The sequence below is a fragment of the Streptomyces sp. NPDC050703 genome (genome assembly GCF_040654435.1).
In the GTDB taxonomy this organism is placed as follows: Bacteria; Actinomycetota; Actinomycetes; order Streptomycetales; family Streptomycetaceae; genus Streptomyces.
The window spans coordinates 216,298-232,780 of sequence record NZ_JBFAHX010000007.1; the positions used below are offsets into that span (position 1 = coordinate 216,298).

A 16,483-nucleotide genomic window follows, 5' to 3' on the forward strand; every position below is an offset into this window, starting at 1 on the left:
GTCCTGCCATCGGGCCGGCCGGTGACGGGCGCGTGCCCAGGAACGCCCTCATCCGTACTGACGCATGCCCTGAGCGGCTGCGTACCAAGGAGTAGCACCACCATGAGCAAGACCGATCTGACCAATCAGGCAAATCTGACCAATCGGTCTGATCTGACCAATTGGGCCGTTCTGACCGAGGCCATCGCGGGCGAGACCCGTTCCCGCCTCCGCCGTGTCACCGCCGCCGTCGCGAGCGCGGGAGTGGCCGCGCTCGTCCTGGCCGCTTGCGGCGGCTCGGACGGCGACAGCTCCGCCGGACACGACGGCCACGGCTCGAAGTCGCCGGCCGCCTCGGCGCCGGCGGAGAAGGGCGCGCACAACGCCGCCGACGTCGCCTTCGCGAAGGGGATGATCCCTCATCACCGCCAGGCCGTGGAGATGGCGGACCTCGCTCCGTCCCGGGCCGGGTCGACCGAGGTGAAGAAGCTCGCGGGGGAGATCAAGAAGGCCCAGGACCCGGAGATCAGGACCCTGTCCGGGTGGCTGACGTCCTGGGGTGAGGAAGTCCCCGCGAAGGGCGCCATGGACCACTCCGCGCACGGCTCCGGCGGAATGATGACGCCCGAGGAGATGGACGAGTTGGAGAGGGCGTCCGGGAGGGCCTTCGACACCGCCTTCATGAAGATGATGGTGAAGCACCACGAGGGCGCGGTGGCGATGGCGAAGACGGAGAAGGCCGAAGGAGCCTTCCCCGGCGCGAAGAAGATGGCCGACGCCGTCATCAAGTCCCAGACCGCCGAGATCACCAGGATGAACGGCCTGCTCGGCAAGGACTGACCTCCGGCCCATGAGCGAGGGAGGGGAGGGGCCGACCGGCCCCTCCCCTCCCTCGGCCTCCCCGCTCCCTGCCCGTAGTCGGAGAAAACTGTGGCGTAGATACCCCTGGGGGGTATATGGTCCTGCACATCGCGAGAGCAGCCGCAACGCGCGGACGAAGCGGATGAAGCAGACGGATCAGACGGGTCGGACGGAATCACCGCACCGCACCGCACGATCGGAATTCGGAATTCGGAATGGGGATGAGCGCATGAGTGCCATGGACCACGGCGCGCACCACGCCGGCGCCGGACACGAGGGTCACGCCGCACACCGGAGCGGCGGTGGGCACGGTGGCGGTGGACACGACGGCCACGCGGGCGGAGGCGCGTCCTGGGCGATGGCGGCGAAGGCGACGCTGCACTGCCTGACCGGATGCGCCATCGGCGAGATCCTCGGCATGGTCATCGGCACCGCCCTGATGTGGGGCAACGTGCCCACCATGGCCCTGGCGATCGCCCTGGCGTTCCTCTTCGGCTACTCCTTCACCCTGTTCGCCGTCCTCAGGGCCGGCCTGGACTTCAGGAGCGCCGTCAAGGTGGCGCTGGCCGCGGACACCGTTTCGATCGCCGTGATGGAACTGGTCGACAACGGCATCATCGCTCTGACGCCGGGCGCGATGGACGCGCATCTGTCGGACGCCCTGTTCTGGCTGGCACTGCTCGGCGGCTTCGCCGTCGCCTTCGCGATCACGACCCCGGTCAACAAATGGATGATCGGTCGCGGCAAGGGCCACGCGGTCGTCCACGCGCACCACTGACGCCGATACGCACTGCCTCCGCATCGGCCAGGCGTGCGGACATACCCCCCACACCTATAAGCACCCACAAGCATCCACGGACAACCCGCAAGTACCCGAAAGTAACTGAAAGCCACTGAAAGCCACTGAAAGCAGGAGGCCACCATGTGCACATCCTCAGCAGCGTCGAAGCCCATCCCCGTCAGTGACGTCCGCACGGTCGTACGAGCGGACAGGGCGGGCAGCGCGGACGGCGACGGCGCCGTGCCGGACTGGCATCTGCGGGGCGAGTGGTTCGACGTATGCAGCTGCTCGCTGCCCTGCCCGTGCACCTTCGCCCAGGCGCCGACGCACGGGGACTGCCTGTTCACTCTCGTCTGGCAGGTCCATGAGGGGTACTTCGGCGACGTACGCCTCGACGGCCTGGGCGTGGTCGCGCTCGGCGAGTTCGCCGGGAACATGTGGGTCGGAGATCCCGACGCGACGATGAAGGCGATGCTGTACATCGACGACAGGGGCGACCAGTCGCAACGCGACGCCCTGGAGCAGATCTTCGCGGGCCGCGCCGGCGGCTGGCCCGGCCAGTTCGGCTCGCTCATCAGCGACCTGCGCGAAGTCCGCTACGCACCCATACGCTTCGACGCCGCCGAGGACCTCTCGTACTGGCGGGCCGCCGTCGCCGACAAGGTCGCGGTCGGCGCCACCGCCCTCACCGGCCCGACGGCCGACCCCGACCGCCGGGTTCAGCTCGTCAACGCACCCGGTGCCGAAGTCGGCCCCGGCCAGATCGCCACCTGGGGCGTGGTCGACGGGGACCACGCGGAGGGCTTCGACTTCTCCCACGAGTACCGCGGCGGTTCGAGCAAGCACTTCCCCTTCGACTGGCGCCCCACGAACGCCGGAAGCCCTCACCGCGAACGGTGAACCCCTCCGGCCGCTCACACCGGGCGCCAAACACCCGAGCAGTCCGTCGGGGCCGTACGCCGCCTGAAGGCCGCAACGAGCGGCCGAAACGAGTGGCCGGAACGAGCGACCCGCTGCGGGAGACGGCGACGAGAGGTACGGAATCGTCGGTGATCACCGCCCGGTGCTCATGCCGTGCGGCCGGGTCGTGGCTGTCGAACGCCGAGTTCCCCAGCCACTTGACCGCTGCGGCCCAGTACCCGCCCGACCCACGGGAGAGTGCGGCTGACCTTGCGGGCGCTCACGACGAAGGGTCCGACCGCTGAGCGGTCGGACCCTTCGTTTGCCCTGACGGGCGAGTGCGGAGGATACGAGATTCGAACTCGTGAGGGGTTGCCCCCAACACGCTTTCCAAGCGTGCGCCCTAGGCCACTAGGCGAATCCTCCGCCGCAAACAATACAAGACGTTGAGGGGTGCTCGCGAACATGATCCTGTCGGGGGCTCCCGGGGTGGGGTCGGAGCGGTGCGGGGGCGGGGGCGGAGTCGATCCGGGGGCGGCGATCCGCTAGGGTGGGCGTCAGCCCCTCACGTGGCGCTATCTGACTGAACTCCCCCAGGGCCGGAAGGCAGCAAGGGTAGGTCGGCTCTGGCGGGTGCGTGGGGGGCGCTTTGCGTTGGGGCGGTCCGGGTTGTCAGTGGTCGCCATTAACCTCGTATGTGTGTCGTCCCTTGCGCTGTACCGCCGTTATCGCCCGGAGTCGTTCGCCGAGGTCATCGGGCAGGAGCATGTAACCGACCCGCTGCAGCAGGCGCTGCGCAACAACCGGGTCAATCATGCCTACCTGTTCAGTGGCCCCCGCGGCTGCGGCAAGACGACGAGCGCGCGCATCCTGGCCCGCTGTCTGAACTGTGAGCAGGGTCCCACTCCCACGCCCTGCGGCGAGTGCCAGTCCTGCCGCGACCTGGCGAGGAACGGCCCGGGCTCGATCGACGTCATCGAGATCGACGCCGCGTCGCACGGTGGCGTGGACGACGCCCGCGACCTGCGGGAAAAGGCCTTCTTCGGTCCGGCGTCGAGCCGGTACAAGATCTACATCATCGACGAGGCCCACATGGTCACCTCGGCGGGCTTCAACGCCCTCCTGAAGGTGGTCGAGGAGCCGCCGGAGCACCTCAAGTTCATCTTCGCGACGACCGAGCCCGAGAAGGTCATCGGCACGATCCGCTCGCGCACGCACCACTACCCCTTCCGCCTCGTGCCCCCCGGCACGCTCCGCGACTACCTGGCGGAGGTCTGCGGCCGGGAGGACATGGCCGTCGAGGACGGCGTGCTGCCGCTGGTCGTGCGGGCCGGCGCCGGTTCCGTGCGTGACTCCATGTCCGTCATGGACCAGCTCCTCGCCGGCGCCGCCGATGACGGTGTGACGTATGCCATGGCGACGTCCCTGCTCGGTTACACGGACGGTTCGCTGCTCGACTCCGTCGTCGAGGCCTTCGCCTCCGGCGACGGGGCGGCGGCCTTCGAGGTCGTGGACCGCGTCATCGAGGGCGGCAACGACCCCCGGCGCTTCGTCGCCGACCTGCTGGAGCGGCTGCGGGACCTCGTCATCCTCGCCGCCGTGCCCGACGCCGCCGAGAAGGGCCTCATCGACGCCCCCGTCGACGTCGTGGAGCGGATGCAGGCGCAGGCCGGCGTCTTCGGCGCCGCCGAGCTGAGCCGCGCCGCCGACCTGGTGAACGACGGCCTGACCGAGATGCGCGGCGCCACATCGCCGCGGCTCCAGCTGGAGCTGATCTGCGCGCGCGTGCTGCTTCCGGCGGCGTATGACGACGAGCGCTCCGTCATGGCCCGCCTCGACCGCCTGGAGCGCGGGGGGAACTTCGTCCCCGGCGGGACGGGCCCCGGACCCGCCATGGGGTACGTCCCGGGGCCCGAGGCCCACGCGGGCGTGCAGCAGCCCGGCGTGGCCATGCCCCCGGCCGGACCCCCGCAGGTTCCGCAGGGCCCGCCCGTGCCGCCGGGAGGCGGTCCCGCCGCCGCCCGCGCGGCCGTACGAGGGCCTGGCGCACCGCAGGGCGACGCAGCCCCGGAGGCCCCCGCCCCGCAGGCCCCCGCCCCGCAGGCGGCGCCGCCCGCCGCCCCGACTCCGCCGCCCGCCACCGCCCCCGCCGCCCCGTCCGGTGAGCGGCGCCCCGGCGGCTGGCCCACGGCATCCGCCCCGGGCAGCGGCCCCGCGGCCCCGTCCGCTCCCGCCGAGACGGCCGCCCCCCAGCGCCCCGGCGGCTGGCCCACGGCCGCCCCCTCCGGCGGGGCCCCGCAGGCTCCTGCCCCGCAGGCAGCCGCCCCGCAGCCGTCCGCCCCCGCGCCCGCCCCGATGGCCGCCCAGGCCCCCGCGGGCGGCCCCGACCCCCGCACCCTGTGGCCGAACATCCTGGAGGCGGTGAAGAACCGCCGCCGCTTCACCTGGATTCTGCTCAGCCAGAACGCCCAGGTGGCGGGCTTCGACGGCACGACCCTGCAGATCGGCTTCGTCAACGCGGGAGCGAGGGACAACTTCGCCAGCAGCGGCAGCGAGGACGTGCTGCGCCAGGCGCTGTCGGAGCAGTTCGGCGTGCAGTGGAAGGTCGAGGCGATCGTCGACCCCTCGGGCGGCTCCGCGCCCCCGCCCGCCGCGGGCAACTTCGGCGGTGGCGGCGGAGCCTCGGGCGGCTTCGGCGGCGGCACCCCCGGCGGCGGCTACAGCGGCGGCTTCGGCGCCGGCGCCCCCGCGCCCCCGCGCCCCCAGGCCGCGCCCCAGCAGCCCCCCCCGGCCCCGGCCCCCGCGCCGGAACCGGCGGCCCCGCCCCGCTCGGCCCCGGCCCCCGCTCCGGAGCACGTGTCGCCCGAGGACGACATGCCCGCGGACGACGACCCCGACCTGGTCGACTCGGCCCTCTCGGGCCACGACCTGATCGTGCGGGAACTGGGCGCGACGGTGGTGGACGAGTACCCGAACGTTTGACCGCGGGCCCCGTGCTCCGTGCCCCGTGCCTCGTGCCCCGTGCCTCGTGCCCCGAGGACAGTGCCCGGTGGCCCGTGAACGGCCCTCGGCCGCGCCTCGGCCGGCCTGCCCCTACCCGCCCGCACGGCCCGGAGAACGGGCGGGCGGATGGGAGAGACCCGTCGCGGAGTGGCGGGGGGCCGGGGGGGAAGGGGCAGGCCCGGGGCCGGTCCGCGGGCGAAGGGGTGGGCCGGGCCGGTGCGCGGGCGAAGGGCGGTGGGTTCGCCCCGGGGCGCCGATCGAGGCCAGAGGCCACCGGCCCGGCGAGGCTGGGCCGAGCCACCGCGGCACCCAGGACTGGACGAACGTACAAAAGGGTCAGGAGCCGGACCTAGGGGAGGCATACGAAGCCACCCGTTAGGCTGACCACCGTGAAGGTCCTCGTCATCGGCAGTGGTGCCCGCGAACACGCCCTGTGCCGCTCTCTGTCCCTCGACCCCGACGTCTCCGAGCTGCACTGCGCCCCCGGCAACGCCGGCATCGCAGAAGTGGCCGAGACCCACCCGGTCGACGCCCTCGACGGCACCGCCGTGACCGCGCTCGCCGAGCGGCTCGGCGCGGGCCTGGTGATCGTGGGCCCGGAGGCCCCGCTCGTCGCGGGCGTCGCCGACGCCGTGCGCGCCGCGGGCATCCCCTGCTTCGGCCCGTCCAAGGAGGCCGCGGAGCTGGAGGGCTCCAAGGCGTTCGCGAAGGACGTGATGGCGGGCGCGAGCGTGCCCACCGCACGGTCCTACGTCTGCACCACGCCCGAGCAGGTCGACAAGGCCCTCGACGCCTTCGGGGCGCCGTACGTCGTCAAGGACGACGGGCTCGCCGCGGGCAAGGGCGTCGTCGTCACCGACGACGTCGAGGCGGCCCGCGCGCACGCCCTCGCCTGCGACCGCGTGGTCATCGAGGAGTTCCTCGACGGCCCCGAGGTCTCCCTCTTCGCGGTCACCGACGGCGAGACGGTCGTCCCGCTCCAGCCGGCCCAGGACTTCAAGCGCGCGCTCGACGGCGACGCGGGCCCGAACACGGGCGGCATGGGCGCGTACTCGCCGCTGCCCTGGGCCGACCCGGAGCTGGTCGACGAGGTCATGCGGACCGTGCTCCAGCCGACGGTGGACGAGCTGCGCCGCCGGGGCACGCCGTTCGCCGGGCTGCTGTACGCGGGCCTGGCGATCACGAGTCGCGGTGTACGGGTCATCGAGTTCAACGCCCGTTTCGGCGACCCCGAGACCCAGGTCGTCCTCGCCCGTCTGAAGACGCCGCTCGGCGGGCTCCTGATGGCCGCTGCGACCGGCAACCTGGCCGACCTGCCCCCGCTGCGCTGGAGCGACGACGCCGCGGTGACCGTGGTCGTCGCCTCGCACAACTACCCCGGTACGCCCCGCACCGGCGACCCCATCGAAGGGCTCGACGAGGTGGCGGCGCGGGACGCCCCCGACGCGTACGTCCTGCACGCCGGTACCCGGCGCGAGGGCGGTGCCGTGGTCAGCGCCGGTGGCCGCGTGCTGTCCGTGACGGCGACCGGCAGCGGCCTCACCGAGGCACGGGAGCGCGCGTACACCGCGCTGTCCCGCATCCGTCTCGACGGCTCGCAGCACCGTACGGACATCGCCGCGAAGGCGGCGGCCGAGGCGTAGGCACCGAGCGGCACCGCACGCAGGCGCCGCGCACGCACGCCGAAGCGGCGCCGCCGTATGACTTTCGGTCAAGTTCAGGCCCTGAATCCAGCCTCGGATTCAGGGCCTGTTCCGTGTCTGCTGAGGTCCGCTCGGGTTCGCTCGGGTCCGTTCGGGCTCGTTCGATGCCCGTTCGGCGCTCGTCCGGTGCCTGTTTCGACGGTCACCTTTAGCCAAAGCCATTCCATCGAGTGACCGCTGCCCCATCCGGCTGACGACGTCCGGCACCCCAACTAGGGTGCGGCGAAAGCGTTCCGAGCACCCATAGCCGAACAGACCACCGGCATTGCGGTGTCGGCGGCGGGTGCAACAGTGGGGGAATGAGCAACGCCAACGCCATTGACGGGTACCACCGGCCCCGGCCGGTGGCCGAGCAGTAGGCAGCAGGGGGTGCCATCGGTCGTGTCAGGTCCGGGTGTGGAAGTGGGCGCGCAGGCCGCGCGTTCACGGGCTCTCGCCGTGCTGCGGCTGCGCAGCAGGGCGCTGGCCGTCGCCCTGCTGCCCGCGGCCGTGGCCGTCGTGCTCGTCGCAGGCGGGGTCACGGGCCATATGGAGGGCCCCGGTTGGGACGTCGCGCGCTGGGCCGTCACGGCCCTCGCCCTGCTGGTCCTGCTCGCCGCGGGAGCCGTCGCCCTGGTCGTGGCCAGGGCGAGGCCCGCCCTGAGCCCCACGGTGCCGGTGCCCGAGGAGTCCGCTCCGGATCTGTACCGCCTGGTCCGCGACCTCGCCGACCGGCTCGACGTGCCCGCGCCCTCGGCGATAGCGCTCACCCCCGACTGCGACAGCTGGCTGGAGGACCGCACCCACCCGGCGCACGGCCCACCCGCCGAGGCGGCGGCCGAGGGCGCCCGCTCCCCGCACCACCCGCCCTTCACCGCTCCCGTGCTCGTCATCGGCTCCCCGTTCCTGTGGTGGATGCGGGTCGGCGAACTGCGCGCGGTCCTCGCCCCCGTCGTGGCGGGTACGGGACCCTCGGCGCACCCCGACATAGCCGCAGCCCGGCGCTTCGTGCGCGGGCTGGACGCCGCGGTGGCCGACGCCTCCGCCCCCGGCCGCAGCGCCCTGGTCCGGCCGCTGCTCGCCGGTGTCGGCCGGGTGGCCCGGCTGCTGCTGCGCAACTGCCGGGTGCATGCCGCCGAGATGGAGCGCGGCGTCGCCGCGGCGGCCGCCGAGCGCGCCCAGGCGGTGGACTACGGCGTGCGGATCGTCGCCCAGGAGCAGGTCGGCCTCGCGTACGCGGGGTGGGACCGGCTGCTCACCCGGGTCGCGCTGCCCGCCTGGCGGATGGGCCGCTGGCCGTCCCGGCTCGACGCGGGCGTGGTCGCCGCGCTGACCGAGCTCTCCCGCAGGGACCGGCTCGCGGAGGGCTTCGCCTCGCGGCTGGGCGAGCGCCCCGCCTGTGACCTGCTCGAAGAGCCCGGCATGGTGGACGAGGCCGCGTCGCTCCTCGCCGCCCGTCTCTTCCACGGCGGTCCGGCCGAGCCGGGCCCCGACTGGGCGCCGGTGGCGTGGCAGGAGTATCCGGACGAGGTCGTGGACCGCAAGTGGCGTACGGACGCGGCGCGACTGCACCGCGTCCTCGACTCCCTCGGCGTCGGCCACCGCGCGGACCCGGCGGGCGACGGGCCCGAGGGGCCGACCCTCGGCCGCGTCCTCGCCCACCTCACGGCTCCGGGCCCCGGGGCCCCGGACGGCCTCGACCCCGCCGCTGGGCGGGCGGCTCCCGCCCCGGACGACCACGCCGAAGCCCCCGCCGGCGGCGCCACTCGCGGTGACGCCGTGTACGGCCTCGCCACCGATGCCGCGCCCGTTGACACCAGCAGCGGGGCCACGCTCGGCGCCACCCGCAGCGAGGCCACGCTCGGCGCCACCCCCGACGCCACGCACGGCGACGCCACGCACGGCGACGCCACCCGCGGTGACGTCATCGGCGTCACCCACGGCGTCACCCACGATGACGCCCACGACGACGCCCACGACGAGGGCCCCCGCGGCATGCTCGCCGCCTCGCTCACGGCCGAGCTGGCCCGTGAGGAGGCCGCGGCCCCGCCCCGCCCGGCCCCCGCCGGCCTGGGACCGGACGAGGCGCTCTGGGTCGACGGGGCGCTGCCCCTCTTCCCGCTCCAGCCGCCCCGCACCGGGCGGGAGCTCCTCGCCGACCACGTGACCGCGATGGTCTGCTGCGCCGCCGTGGACACCGCGGGAGCCGCCCCCGGCCTTGACTGGCTCGACGGCCCCGCCCTGCTGGTCGACGGCGAGCGCGCGGCGGACCTCGCGCCGAGCGTGCGGAGCCTGGTGGAGCGGGGCGACCCCGCGCCGCTGCGCGACTGGCTCGCCCGCCTCGGCGTCCGCCCGGAGAAGCCGGTCCGCCTGGCCTGACCGGGCCGCCCGCCGCAGCCCTTCCGGGACTCCCCGACCCGTCCCGGGGCTCCCCGTCTCCTCGGGGCTCCCCGGCCTCCCAGGGACTCCGGCCCTCCGGCCCCCGGTCCTCGGCCCTCGGCCCCGGCCTCCCGTTCCGGGCTTCCGCCCCCCCAAGGCTCCCGTGCTCCCCAGGCTTCCGGGCCATCGGCCCCGAGGCTCCCGCCCCCCAGGGCTCCCGGGCTCCCGCCCCCCAAGGCTCCCGGGCTCCCGCCCCCGAGGCTCCCGCCCCCCGAGGCTCCCGCCCCCCGAGGCTCCCGCCCCCCCGAGGCCCCCCCGGACCCTCCCCACCCCCTCTCCGGCGCACGCGCCGAAGGCGCCGGAGCACAGATATCCGGAAGGCAACGTTCCGATCTCGTCAATTCGCGACGAACGGTGACGAGGTGCGTGCGTAATGTGATGTGCTGGGCGCGGCGCCGGTCGTACGTACAGACCGGTGGTGCCGGCTCGGGGGAGCGAGGGAGGGAAGGGCACATGGGGCAGGAGCCGATCCGCCGCTGGGAATCGGGTGCACTGGCGCACGCCGTGTCGGACCCCTTCGGGCAGGGCCCGCTGCCCTGGCTCCGCGGCTCCGAGCACTACTTCGATGACACGGGCCAGGTCATGCCCTGGTACGTGGAGCACGCCTCGGCCCCGGGGGCCAACATCCCGGCGGCCCGCACCGGCGGCCCCCTGAACGCCGACGACGTGCGCCGCCAGATCAAGGGCTTCACCTCCACCGGGGCGGCCGCCCCCGGCGAGGCCATCGACTTCCACGTCACGGTCGACCCGCCCCAGCAGTTCAGCGTCGACATCTACCGCATCGGGCACTACGGCGGCGACGGCGCGTCGAAGATCACCACGAGCCCCCGCCTCTCCGGCATCGTCCAGCCCGCCCCGCTCACCGCGGACCGCACCGTCTCCTGCCACCACTGGTGGCTCTCCTGGCGGCTGCAGATCCCGAGCTACTGGAGCGTGGGAGCGTACGTGGCGGTGCTGACCACCGCCGACGGGTACCGCTCGCACGTCCCCTTCACGGTCCGCGACGACCACCCCGCCGACCTCCTGCTGCTCCTGCCGGACGTCACCTGGCAGGCGTACAACCTCTACCCCGAGGACGGCCGCACGGGCGCCAGCCTCTACCACGCGTGGGACGAGCAGGGCCGCCTCCTCGGCGAGGCCGAGGCGGCCGTCACGGTCTCCTTCGACCGGCCGTTCGCCGGGGCGGGCCTGCCGCTCCACGTGGGCCACGCCTACGACTTCATCCGCTGGGCCGAGCGGTACGGATACGACATCGCGTACGCGGACGCCCGCGACCTGCACGCGGGCCGCATCGACCCCGGGCGCTACCGCGGCCTGGTCTTCCCCGGCCACGACGAGTACTGGTCACCCGCCATGCGCCGCACCGCCGAGCTGGCCCGCGACGGCGGCACCTCCCTGGTCTTCCTCTCCGCCAACACCATGTACTGGCAGGTGGAGCTCGCACCCTCCCCGTCCGGCGTCCCCGACCGCCTGCTGACCTGCCGCAAGCGGCGGGGCCCCGGCCGTCCCGCCCTCTGGCGCGAGCGGGACGGCGACAAGACCGCCGAACAGGAGCTGATCGGCATCCAGTACGCGGGCCGGGTCCCCGAGCCGCACCCCCTGGTCGTGCGCAACGCCGACCACTGGCTCTGGGAGGCCACGGGGGCGCACGAGGGCGACGAGCTGGAGAACCTGGTCGCGGGCGAGGCCGACCGCTACTTCCCGCGGACCCCGCTCCCCGAGCACCAGGGCCGCATCCTGCTCGCCCACTCCCCGTACACGGACGCCGAGGGCACCAAGCGCCACCAGGAGACCTCGCTCTACCGTGCCCCCTCGGGCGCCCTGGTCTTCGCCTCCGGCACCTTCGCCTGGTCGCCCGCGCTCGACCGTCCGGGCCATGTGGACACCCGGGTGCAGCGCGCCACGGCCAATCTCCTCGACCGCATCTGCAAACGGGACTGACCCTTCCGCGCCGTCCCGCGCGCCCCCTGGCCACCAGCACGCCCCCGATACGGGAGAATCGTCAGCACTTGGCCAGAACCACCGGGAGGAACCGTGTCCGGATTCGTAGAAAAGCCCGAGCCTCTCGAAGTGCCGGGCCTGGTGCACCTCCACACCGGCAAGGTGCGTGAGCTGTACCAGAACGAGGCGGGCGACCTCGTCATGGTCGCGAGCGACCGGCTCTCCGCCTATGACTGGGTGCTCCCCACGGAGATCCCCGACAAGGGCCGGGTGCTCACCCAGCTCTCGCTGTGGTGGTTCGACCAGCTCGCCGACCTGGTCCCCAACCACGTGATCTTCACGGACCTGCCCGAGGGCGCCCCGGCCGACTGGGCGGGCCGCACGCTGGTCTGCAAGTCCCTGCAGATGGTCCCGGTGGAGTGCGTGGCCCGCGGCTACCTCACCGGCTCGGGGCTCCTGGAGTACAACGACTCCCGCACCGTCTGCGGCCTCGCGCTGCCCGAGGGCCTCACCGACGGCTCCGAGCTGCCCGCGCCGATCTTCACGCCCGCCGCGAAGGCCGCCGTGGGCGAGCACGACGAGAACGTGAGCTACGAGGAGGTCGCCCGCCAGGTCGGCGCCGACACGGCGGCCAAGCTGCGCCAGACGACCCTCGCCGTCTACAGCAGGGCCCGGGACACCGCCCGCGAGCGCGGTCTGATCCTCGCCGACACGAAGTTCGAGTTCGGCTTCGACGGCGAGGCCCTGATCCTCGGCGACGAGGTCCTGACGCCGGACTCGTCCCGCTTCTGGCCCGCCGACCAGTGGGAGCCGGGCCACGCCCAGCCCAGCTACGACAAGCAGTTCGTCCGCGACTGGCTGACCTCGCCGGCCTCCGGCTGGGACCGCGGGAGCGAGCAGCCGCCGCCCGCGCTGCCGCAGGACGTGGTGGACGCCACACGCGCCAAGTACATCGAGGCGTACGAGCGGCTGACCGGCACCACCTGGTAGCCGAACCGGAACACGCGGAAGGGCCCCGCTCCGAGGAGCGGGGCCCTTCTGTCCCACCTTGAGCGGACGACCAGGTTCGAACTGGCGACCTCAACCTTGGCAAGGTTGCGCTCTACCAACTGAGCTACGTCCGCGTTGCGCCGTGGCGCGAGAACAACTATACCCAACCGCGCTCGCGTGCGAGACGCACCGCCGCATGACGGTTCTCCGCCCCGATCTTGGTGGCCGCGGAGGAGAGGTAGTTGCGGACGGTGCCCTGGGAGAGCGAGGCGCGTTCGGCGATCTCCGCGACGGGGGCGCCGTCGGCGGCGAGTTCGAGCACCTCGGCCTCGCGCTCGGTCAGCGGGGAGTCGCCCGCGGAGATCGCGTCGGCGGCCAACTCGGGGTCCACGTAGCGGTTTCCCGCGTGCACGGAGCGGATCAGCTCGGCGAGCCGCTGGGCGCTCACGGTCTTCGGCACGAAGGCGCGCACCCCCACCGCGAGGGCCCGCTTGAGGTGCCCCGGCCTGCCGTGACTCGTCACGATCATGACGCGGCACCCGGGCAGTTCGTCCCGCAGGGATGTGGCCACACTCACACCGTCGGCGCCCGGCATCTGCAGGTCGAGCACGGCCACGTCGGGCCGGTGGGCACGCGCCATGGCGAGCGCCTCGGGCCCGGTCGCCGCCTCGGCGACGACGACGAGGTCGTCCTCCAGGGCGAGCAGCGCGGCGAGCGCGCCCCGTATGAGGTGCTCGTCATCGGCGAGCAGCACACGCAGACTCACAGCAGGACTTCTTCCTGTTCGTCGATGGGGCTCGGGGTCTCGGTCCCGGCGGGCGCCGAAGGCACCCGGGCGGTGAGGCGGAACCGCCCCGCCTCACGGGCGGACTCCAGCGTCCCGCCCACCTCGGCGAGCCGCTCCCGCAGCCCGGCGAGCCCGGAGCCGCCGGTGGGCGCGGCGCCCGGCTCCGCGCCGGTGGGCGCGCCGTCGTTCTCCACGGTCAGCGTCGTACGTCCCGGGGTCACCGCAAGGGTGATGTCGCAGCGCTTGGCGTCGCCGTGCCGCAGCACGTTGGTGGCCGCCTCGCGCACGACCCAGCCGAGGGCGGACTGCACGGGCGCCGGAAGCCCCGCCGCGGACCCGGTCGCCCGGCAGGTGATCCCGGCGGCTTCGAGCACCCCCTGGGCGCCGATCAGCTCGACGCCGAGGTCGACCCCGCGGTAGCCGCGGACGACCTCGCGCACCTCGCGCTGCGACTCCCGCGCGATGCGCTGCACCTCGACCATCTGGTCCACGGCTTCGGGGCGCCCGCGCCGCGCGAGCTGTACGGCGAGTTCGCTCTTGAGGGCGATGACGGCGAGGTTGCGGCCCATCACGTCGTGCAGGTCACGCCCGAAGCGCAGCCGCTCCTCGGCGACCGCGAGCCGCGCCTCGACCTCCCTGGCGTGGTCGGCCTCCCACATCACGGAGAGCGTCCAGGCACCGCAGCGCGCGGTCAGGAGGGTCAGCAGACCGCCGAAGGCGATGAGGACGGCGAGGGCGACCAGCCGCCCGTTCCGCGCCCCGGCGGCGGCGAACGCGGCCACGAGCACGACGTCGAGGACCGCGACACGGGCCAGGAAGGCGCGTATGGGCACGGCGAAGGCCAGGGCCTGGCAGAACGGCACCATCAGGTACATGACGGTGAGGCCGATCAGTCCGTCCTCGACCCCGTCCATGGCCTGGAGGGCGACCGCCAGCGCGTAGGCGACGCCCATCAGGGCCCCCGCCACGGCGAGGTCGCGGCGCGGCAGCTCGCGCCGCTTCAGGAAGTGGTCGAGCGCCCGCCGCAACGAGCGGTTGGCGTGCACGCACTGCGCGACGCCCACCACGATCAGCGCCCAGCCGGTGAACCGCGCCGCGGCGTCGGGGCGCAGGCTCAGGCCGAGCGGCAGCGAGCCCCAGCTCAGATAGAAGACCCAGGGCACGGCGTGCCACATGACGACGCTCTGGAACTCGACCTTCTCGATCTTGCTCCGCGCGTGCCAGCCCCGCTGCCACTCCCGCATCCGGCCCACCACCCTGACCCAGCCCCTCTCAGTGCCTCGGCTCCCAGCGGAACCACCGTCGCACAGCCGAGACCGCGACCAGGGTCCAGACGACCGCGGTGACGGCCGCGTCGGCGGCGTCCGCGGCCGAGAGGCTGCCGGTCCAGCCGCCGCGCACGAGCTGGATGACCGGGGAGAGCGGCAGGCGTTCGCAGACGGAGGCGAGGCCGTCCGGCATGACCTCGAACGGTATGACGAGCCCGGAGCCGAGCATCGAGAGGAAGATCAGCGGCATGCTCATGACCTGGGCGGTCTCCGAGGTCCTGCTGAAGCTCGCCGTGACGGCGGCGAGCGCGCCGAACATCACGGTGCCGAGGAGCACCCCGAGCACGGCGTAGTGGAGCGCGCCGGGCGCCCCCGCGTCCAGGAAGGCCACGCAGCCCACGGAGATCACCAGGCACTGCGCGAGCCCGATGGCGACGGCGGGCAGCGAGGCACCGAGCAGGATCTCGTGGTCGCGCAGCTCGCCGGTGCGCAGCCGCTTCAGCACGAGTTCCTCGCGCCGGGCGACGAAGACGCCGATGAGCGAGCCGTAGACGGCGAAGATCAGCGAGAAGCCGACCGCGGACGGCAGCAGCATGGTGCCGACGGAGAGCCCGGCCTCCTTCAGCTCGGCCTCGTCCACGGCGGACGCGACGCTGAACGGCAGGACGAGCGGCACGAACAGCGCCGCGAACAGCGTCCCCTTGCTCCGCGCGAGCAGCGTCAGCTCGGCGCGGGCCAGGGACGCCATGCGTCCCGCGGGAGTCGTCATCGTCATGGTGCTCATGCCGCCATCTCCTTCCGTCCCGGCCGTCCCGGGGTTCCGTCGGCGGACCCCGCCTCGCGCGCGATGCGCAGGAAGGCCTCCTCCAGCGAGGCGGCCCGTACGTCGAGCGAGCCGAGGGTGATCCGCGCGTCCCTGGCCCATACGAGGAGTTCGGTGGCCGTCCGCTGGAGTTCGTTCGTCCGCAGCCGCACCACGCGCCCCGCGGTCTCGTGGCCGGTCACGCCGAGTTCGGCGAGCGGCGGCAGGTCGCCGACGAAGTACCCGTCGGGCAGCTCGAAGGAGACGTGCGAGGGCTGCGCGGCGACCACGTCGGCGACGCGGCCCTCGGCGGCGATCCGGCCCTCGTGCAGGATCGCGAGGCGGTCGGCGAGCTCCTCGGCCTCCTCCAGGTAGTGCGTGGTGAGCAGCACGGTCGTGCCGTTGTCCCGCAGCCCCTGGACCAGCTCCCAGGTCTCGCGGCGCCCCTCGGCGTCGAGTCCGGTGGTGGGTTCGTCGAGGAAGAGCACCTCGGGCCGCCCGATGAGCGCCATGGCCAGGTCGAGCCGCCGCTTCTCGCCGCCGGAGAGCTGCTTCACGCGGACGCCGGCCCGCTTGGTGAGGCCGACGACGTCGAGGGCCTCCGCGACGGGCCTGGCCCCGCTGGTGCACCCGGCCCACATCCGCACGGTCTCCGCGACCGTCAACTCGGCGGGGAAGCCGCCCTCTTGCAGCATGACGCCGATGCGGGGCCGCACCGCCGCCCGCTCGGTGTACGGGTCGTGCCCGAGCACCCGTACGCGTCCGGCGGCGGGCGCGGCGAGGCCTTCGAGGAGTTCGACGGTGGACGTCTTGCCCGCGCCGTTGGTGCCGAGCAGCGCGAACAGCTCGCCGCGGGCCACCTCGAAGGAGATGCCCCGCACCGCCTCGAAACCGCCCCCGTACACGCGCCGGAGATCGGTCACGTCGATCACTTGGTCAGTCATGGTCCGAGCCTCCCCCGGGCGGCGCGGCGGCGGCAGTGAGCGCTGTCACCGGCCCATGTGACAAATGTCAGAAGCGGGGGTGCGAGGTCGGGGGAGCGGACACGAA

At 73.6% G+C, this 16,483-nt stretch carries 12 protein-coding genes, 2 tRNA genes, 1 other RNA gene and 1 pseudogene; 9 read left to right on the forward strand and 7 right to left on the reverse strand.

Annotation, left to right across the window (positions count from 1 at the left end):
* The first annotated feature begins 102 nt into the window (after positions 1-102).
* From AB0I16_RS09810 to AB0I16_RS09820, 3 genes are all read left to right on the forward strand, one after another.
* Positions 103-819: a DUF305 domain-containing protein gene (locus AB0I16_RS09810; protein WP_363248774.1), complete on the forward strand. Its 717-nt coding sequence runs from the start codon at positions 103-105 to the stop codon at positions 817-819.
* Positions 820-1,069: 250 nt separating this feature from the next.
* Positions 1,070-1,618, forward strand: coding sequence for a DUF4396 domain-containing protein (locus tag AB0I16_RS09815; RefSeq protein WP_363248775.1), 549 nt, complete (start codon positions 1,070-1,072; stop codon positions 1,616-1,618).
* 144 nt (positions 1,619-1,762) lie between these two features.
* Positions 1,763-2,521 (forward strand): DUF1326 domain-containing protein, encoded by a 759-nt coding sequence (locus tag AB0I16_RS09820; RefSeq protein WP_363248777.1) that lies wholly within the window; start codon positions 1,763-1,765, stop codon positions 2,519-2,521.
* A 33-nt stretch (positions 2,522-2,554) separates the two neighbouring features.
* On the opposite strand, the pseudogene AB0I16_RS09825 reads toward AB0I16_RS09820, so the two are convergent.
* Positions 2,555-2,747, reverse strand: a pseudogene (locus tag AB0I16_RS09825) (hypothetical protein); the annotation flags it as partial.
* A gap of 115 nt (positions 2,748-2,862) precedes the next feature.
* Positions 2,863-2,947: transfer RNA gene (locus tag AB0I16_RS09830), tRNA-Ser, on the reverse strand.
* Positions 2,948-3,077: 130 nt separating this feature from the next.
* On the opposite strand from AB0I16_RS09830, the gene ffs reads away from it, so the two are divergent.
* The 6 genes from ffs (at position 3,078) to AB0I16_RS09860 (ending at position 12,576) form a co-directional block, all read left to right on the forward strand.
* Positions 3,078-3,176, forward strand: an RNA gene (gene ffs, locus AB0I16_RS09835) — signal recognition particle sRNA small type.
* 44 nt (positions 3,177-3,220) lie between these two features.
* A complete protein-coding gene (locus AB0I16_RS09840; RefSeq protein WP_363248779.1) occupies positions 3,221-5,503 on the forward strand; it encodes a DNA polymerase III subunit gamma and tau in 2,283 nt (760 codons plus the stop codon).
* 410 nt (positions 5,504-5,913) lie between these two features.
* Entirely contained in the window at positions 5,914-7,167 is a 1,254-nt protein-coding gene (gene purD / locus AB0I16_RS09845) for a phosphoribosylamine--glycine ligase (protein WP_363248780.1), read from the forward strand.
* A gap of 441 nt (positions 7,168-7,608) precedes the next feature.
* A complete protein-coding gene (locus AB0I16_RS09850) occupies positions 7,609-9,585 on the forward strand; it encodes a hypothetical protein (RefSeq protein ID WP_363248781.1) in 1,977 nt (658 codons plus the stop codon).
* 513 nt (positions 9,586-10,098) lie between these two features.
* Entirely contained in the window at positions 10,099-11,586 is a 1,488-nt protein-coding gene (locus tag AB0I16_RS09855; RefSeq protein ID WP_363248782.1) for a N,N-dimethylformamidase beta subunit family domain-containing protein, read from the forward strand.
* A gap of 93 nt (positions 11,587-11,679) precedes the next feature.
* Positions 11,680-12,576 carry a phosphoribosylaminoimidazolesuccinocarboxamide synthase gene (locus AB0I16_RS09860; protein ID WP_363248783.1) on the forward strand — a complete coding sequence of 299 codons (897 nt, stop codon included), beginning with the start codon at positions 11,680-11,682 and terminating at the stop codon, positions 12,574-12,576.
* A gap of 61 nt (positions 12,577-12,637) precedes the next feature.
* Here AB0I16_RS09860 and AB0I16_RS09865 read toward each other — a convergent pair.
* From AB0I16_RS09865 to AB0I16_RS09885, 5 genes are all read right to left on the reverse strand, one after another.
* Positions 12,638-12,710: transfer RNA gene (locus tag AB0I16_RS09865), tRNA-Gly, on the reverse strand.
* A gap of 23 nt (positions 12,711-12,733) precedes the next feature.
* A complete protein-coding gene (locus AB0I16_RS09870; protein ID WP_363248784.1) occupies positions 12,734-13,342 on the reverse strand; it encodes a response regulator transcription factor in 609 nt (202 codons plus the stop codon).
* Positions 13,339-14,607: a histidine kinase gene (locus AB0I16_RS09875; RefSeq protein WP_363248785.1), complete on the reverse strand. Its 1,269-nt coding sequence runs from the start codon at positions 14,605-14,607 to the stop codon at positions 13,339-13,341. Before AB0I16_RS09875 ends, AB0I16_RS09870 begins: the two co-directional genes overlap by 4 nt.
* 28 nt (positions 14,608-14,635) lie before the next feature.
* Complete coding sequence (locus tag AB0I16_RS09880) at positions 14,636-15,415, reverse strand: ABC transporter permease (RefSeq protein ID WP_363248786.1); 780 nt, start codon at positions 15,413-15,415, stop codon at positions 14,636-14,638.
* Positions 15,412-16,377 (reverse strand): ABC transporter ATP-binding protein, encoded by a 966-nt coding sequence (locus AB0I16_RS09885; RefSeq protein ID WP_363248787.1) that lies wholly within the window; start codon positions 16,375-16,377, stop codon positions 15,412-15,414. The genes AB0I16_RS09880 and AB0I16_RS09885 overlap by 4 nt, the downstream gene beginning before the upstream one ends.
* Positions 16,378-16,483 lie beyond the last annotated feature (106 nt).

Coding starts and splice junctions, on each gene's coding strand:
- AB0I16_RS09815 (WP_363248775.1), top strand. CDS start 1,070: ATGAGTGCCATGGACCACGGCGCGCACCACGCCGGCGCCGGACACGAG.
- AB0I16_RS09820 (WP_363248777.1), top strand. CDS start 1,763: ATGTGCACATCCTCAGCAGCGTCGAAGCCCATCCCCGTCAGTGACGTC.
- AB0I16_RS09880 (WP_363248786.1), bottom strand. CDS start 15,415: ATGAGCACCATGACGATGACGACTCCCGCGGGACGCATGGCGTCCCTG.
- AB0I16_RS09875 (WP_363248785.1), bottom strand. CDS start 14,607: ATGCGGGAGTGGCAGCGGGGCTGGCACGCGCGGAGCAAGATCGAGAAG.
- AB0I16_RS09885 (WP_363248787.1), bottom strand. CDS start 16,377: ATGACTGACCAAGTGATCGACGTGACCGATCTCCGGCGCGTGTACGGG.
- AB0I16_RS09855 (WP_363248782.1), top strand. CDS start 10,099: ATGGGGCAGGAGCCGATCCGCCGCTGGGAATCGGGTGCACTGGCGCAC.
- AB0I16_RS09810 (WP_363248774.1), top strand. CDS start 103: ATGAGCAAGACCGATCTGACCAATCAGGCAAATCTGACCAATCGGTCT.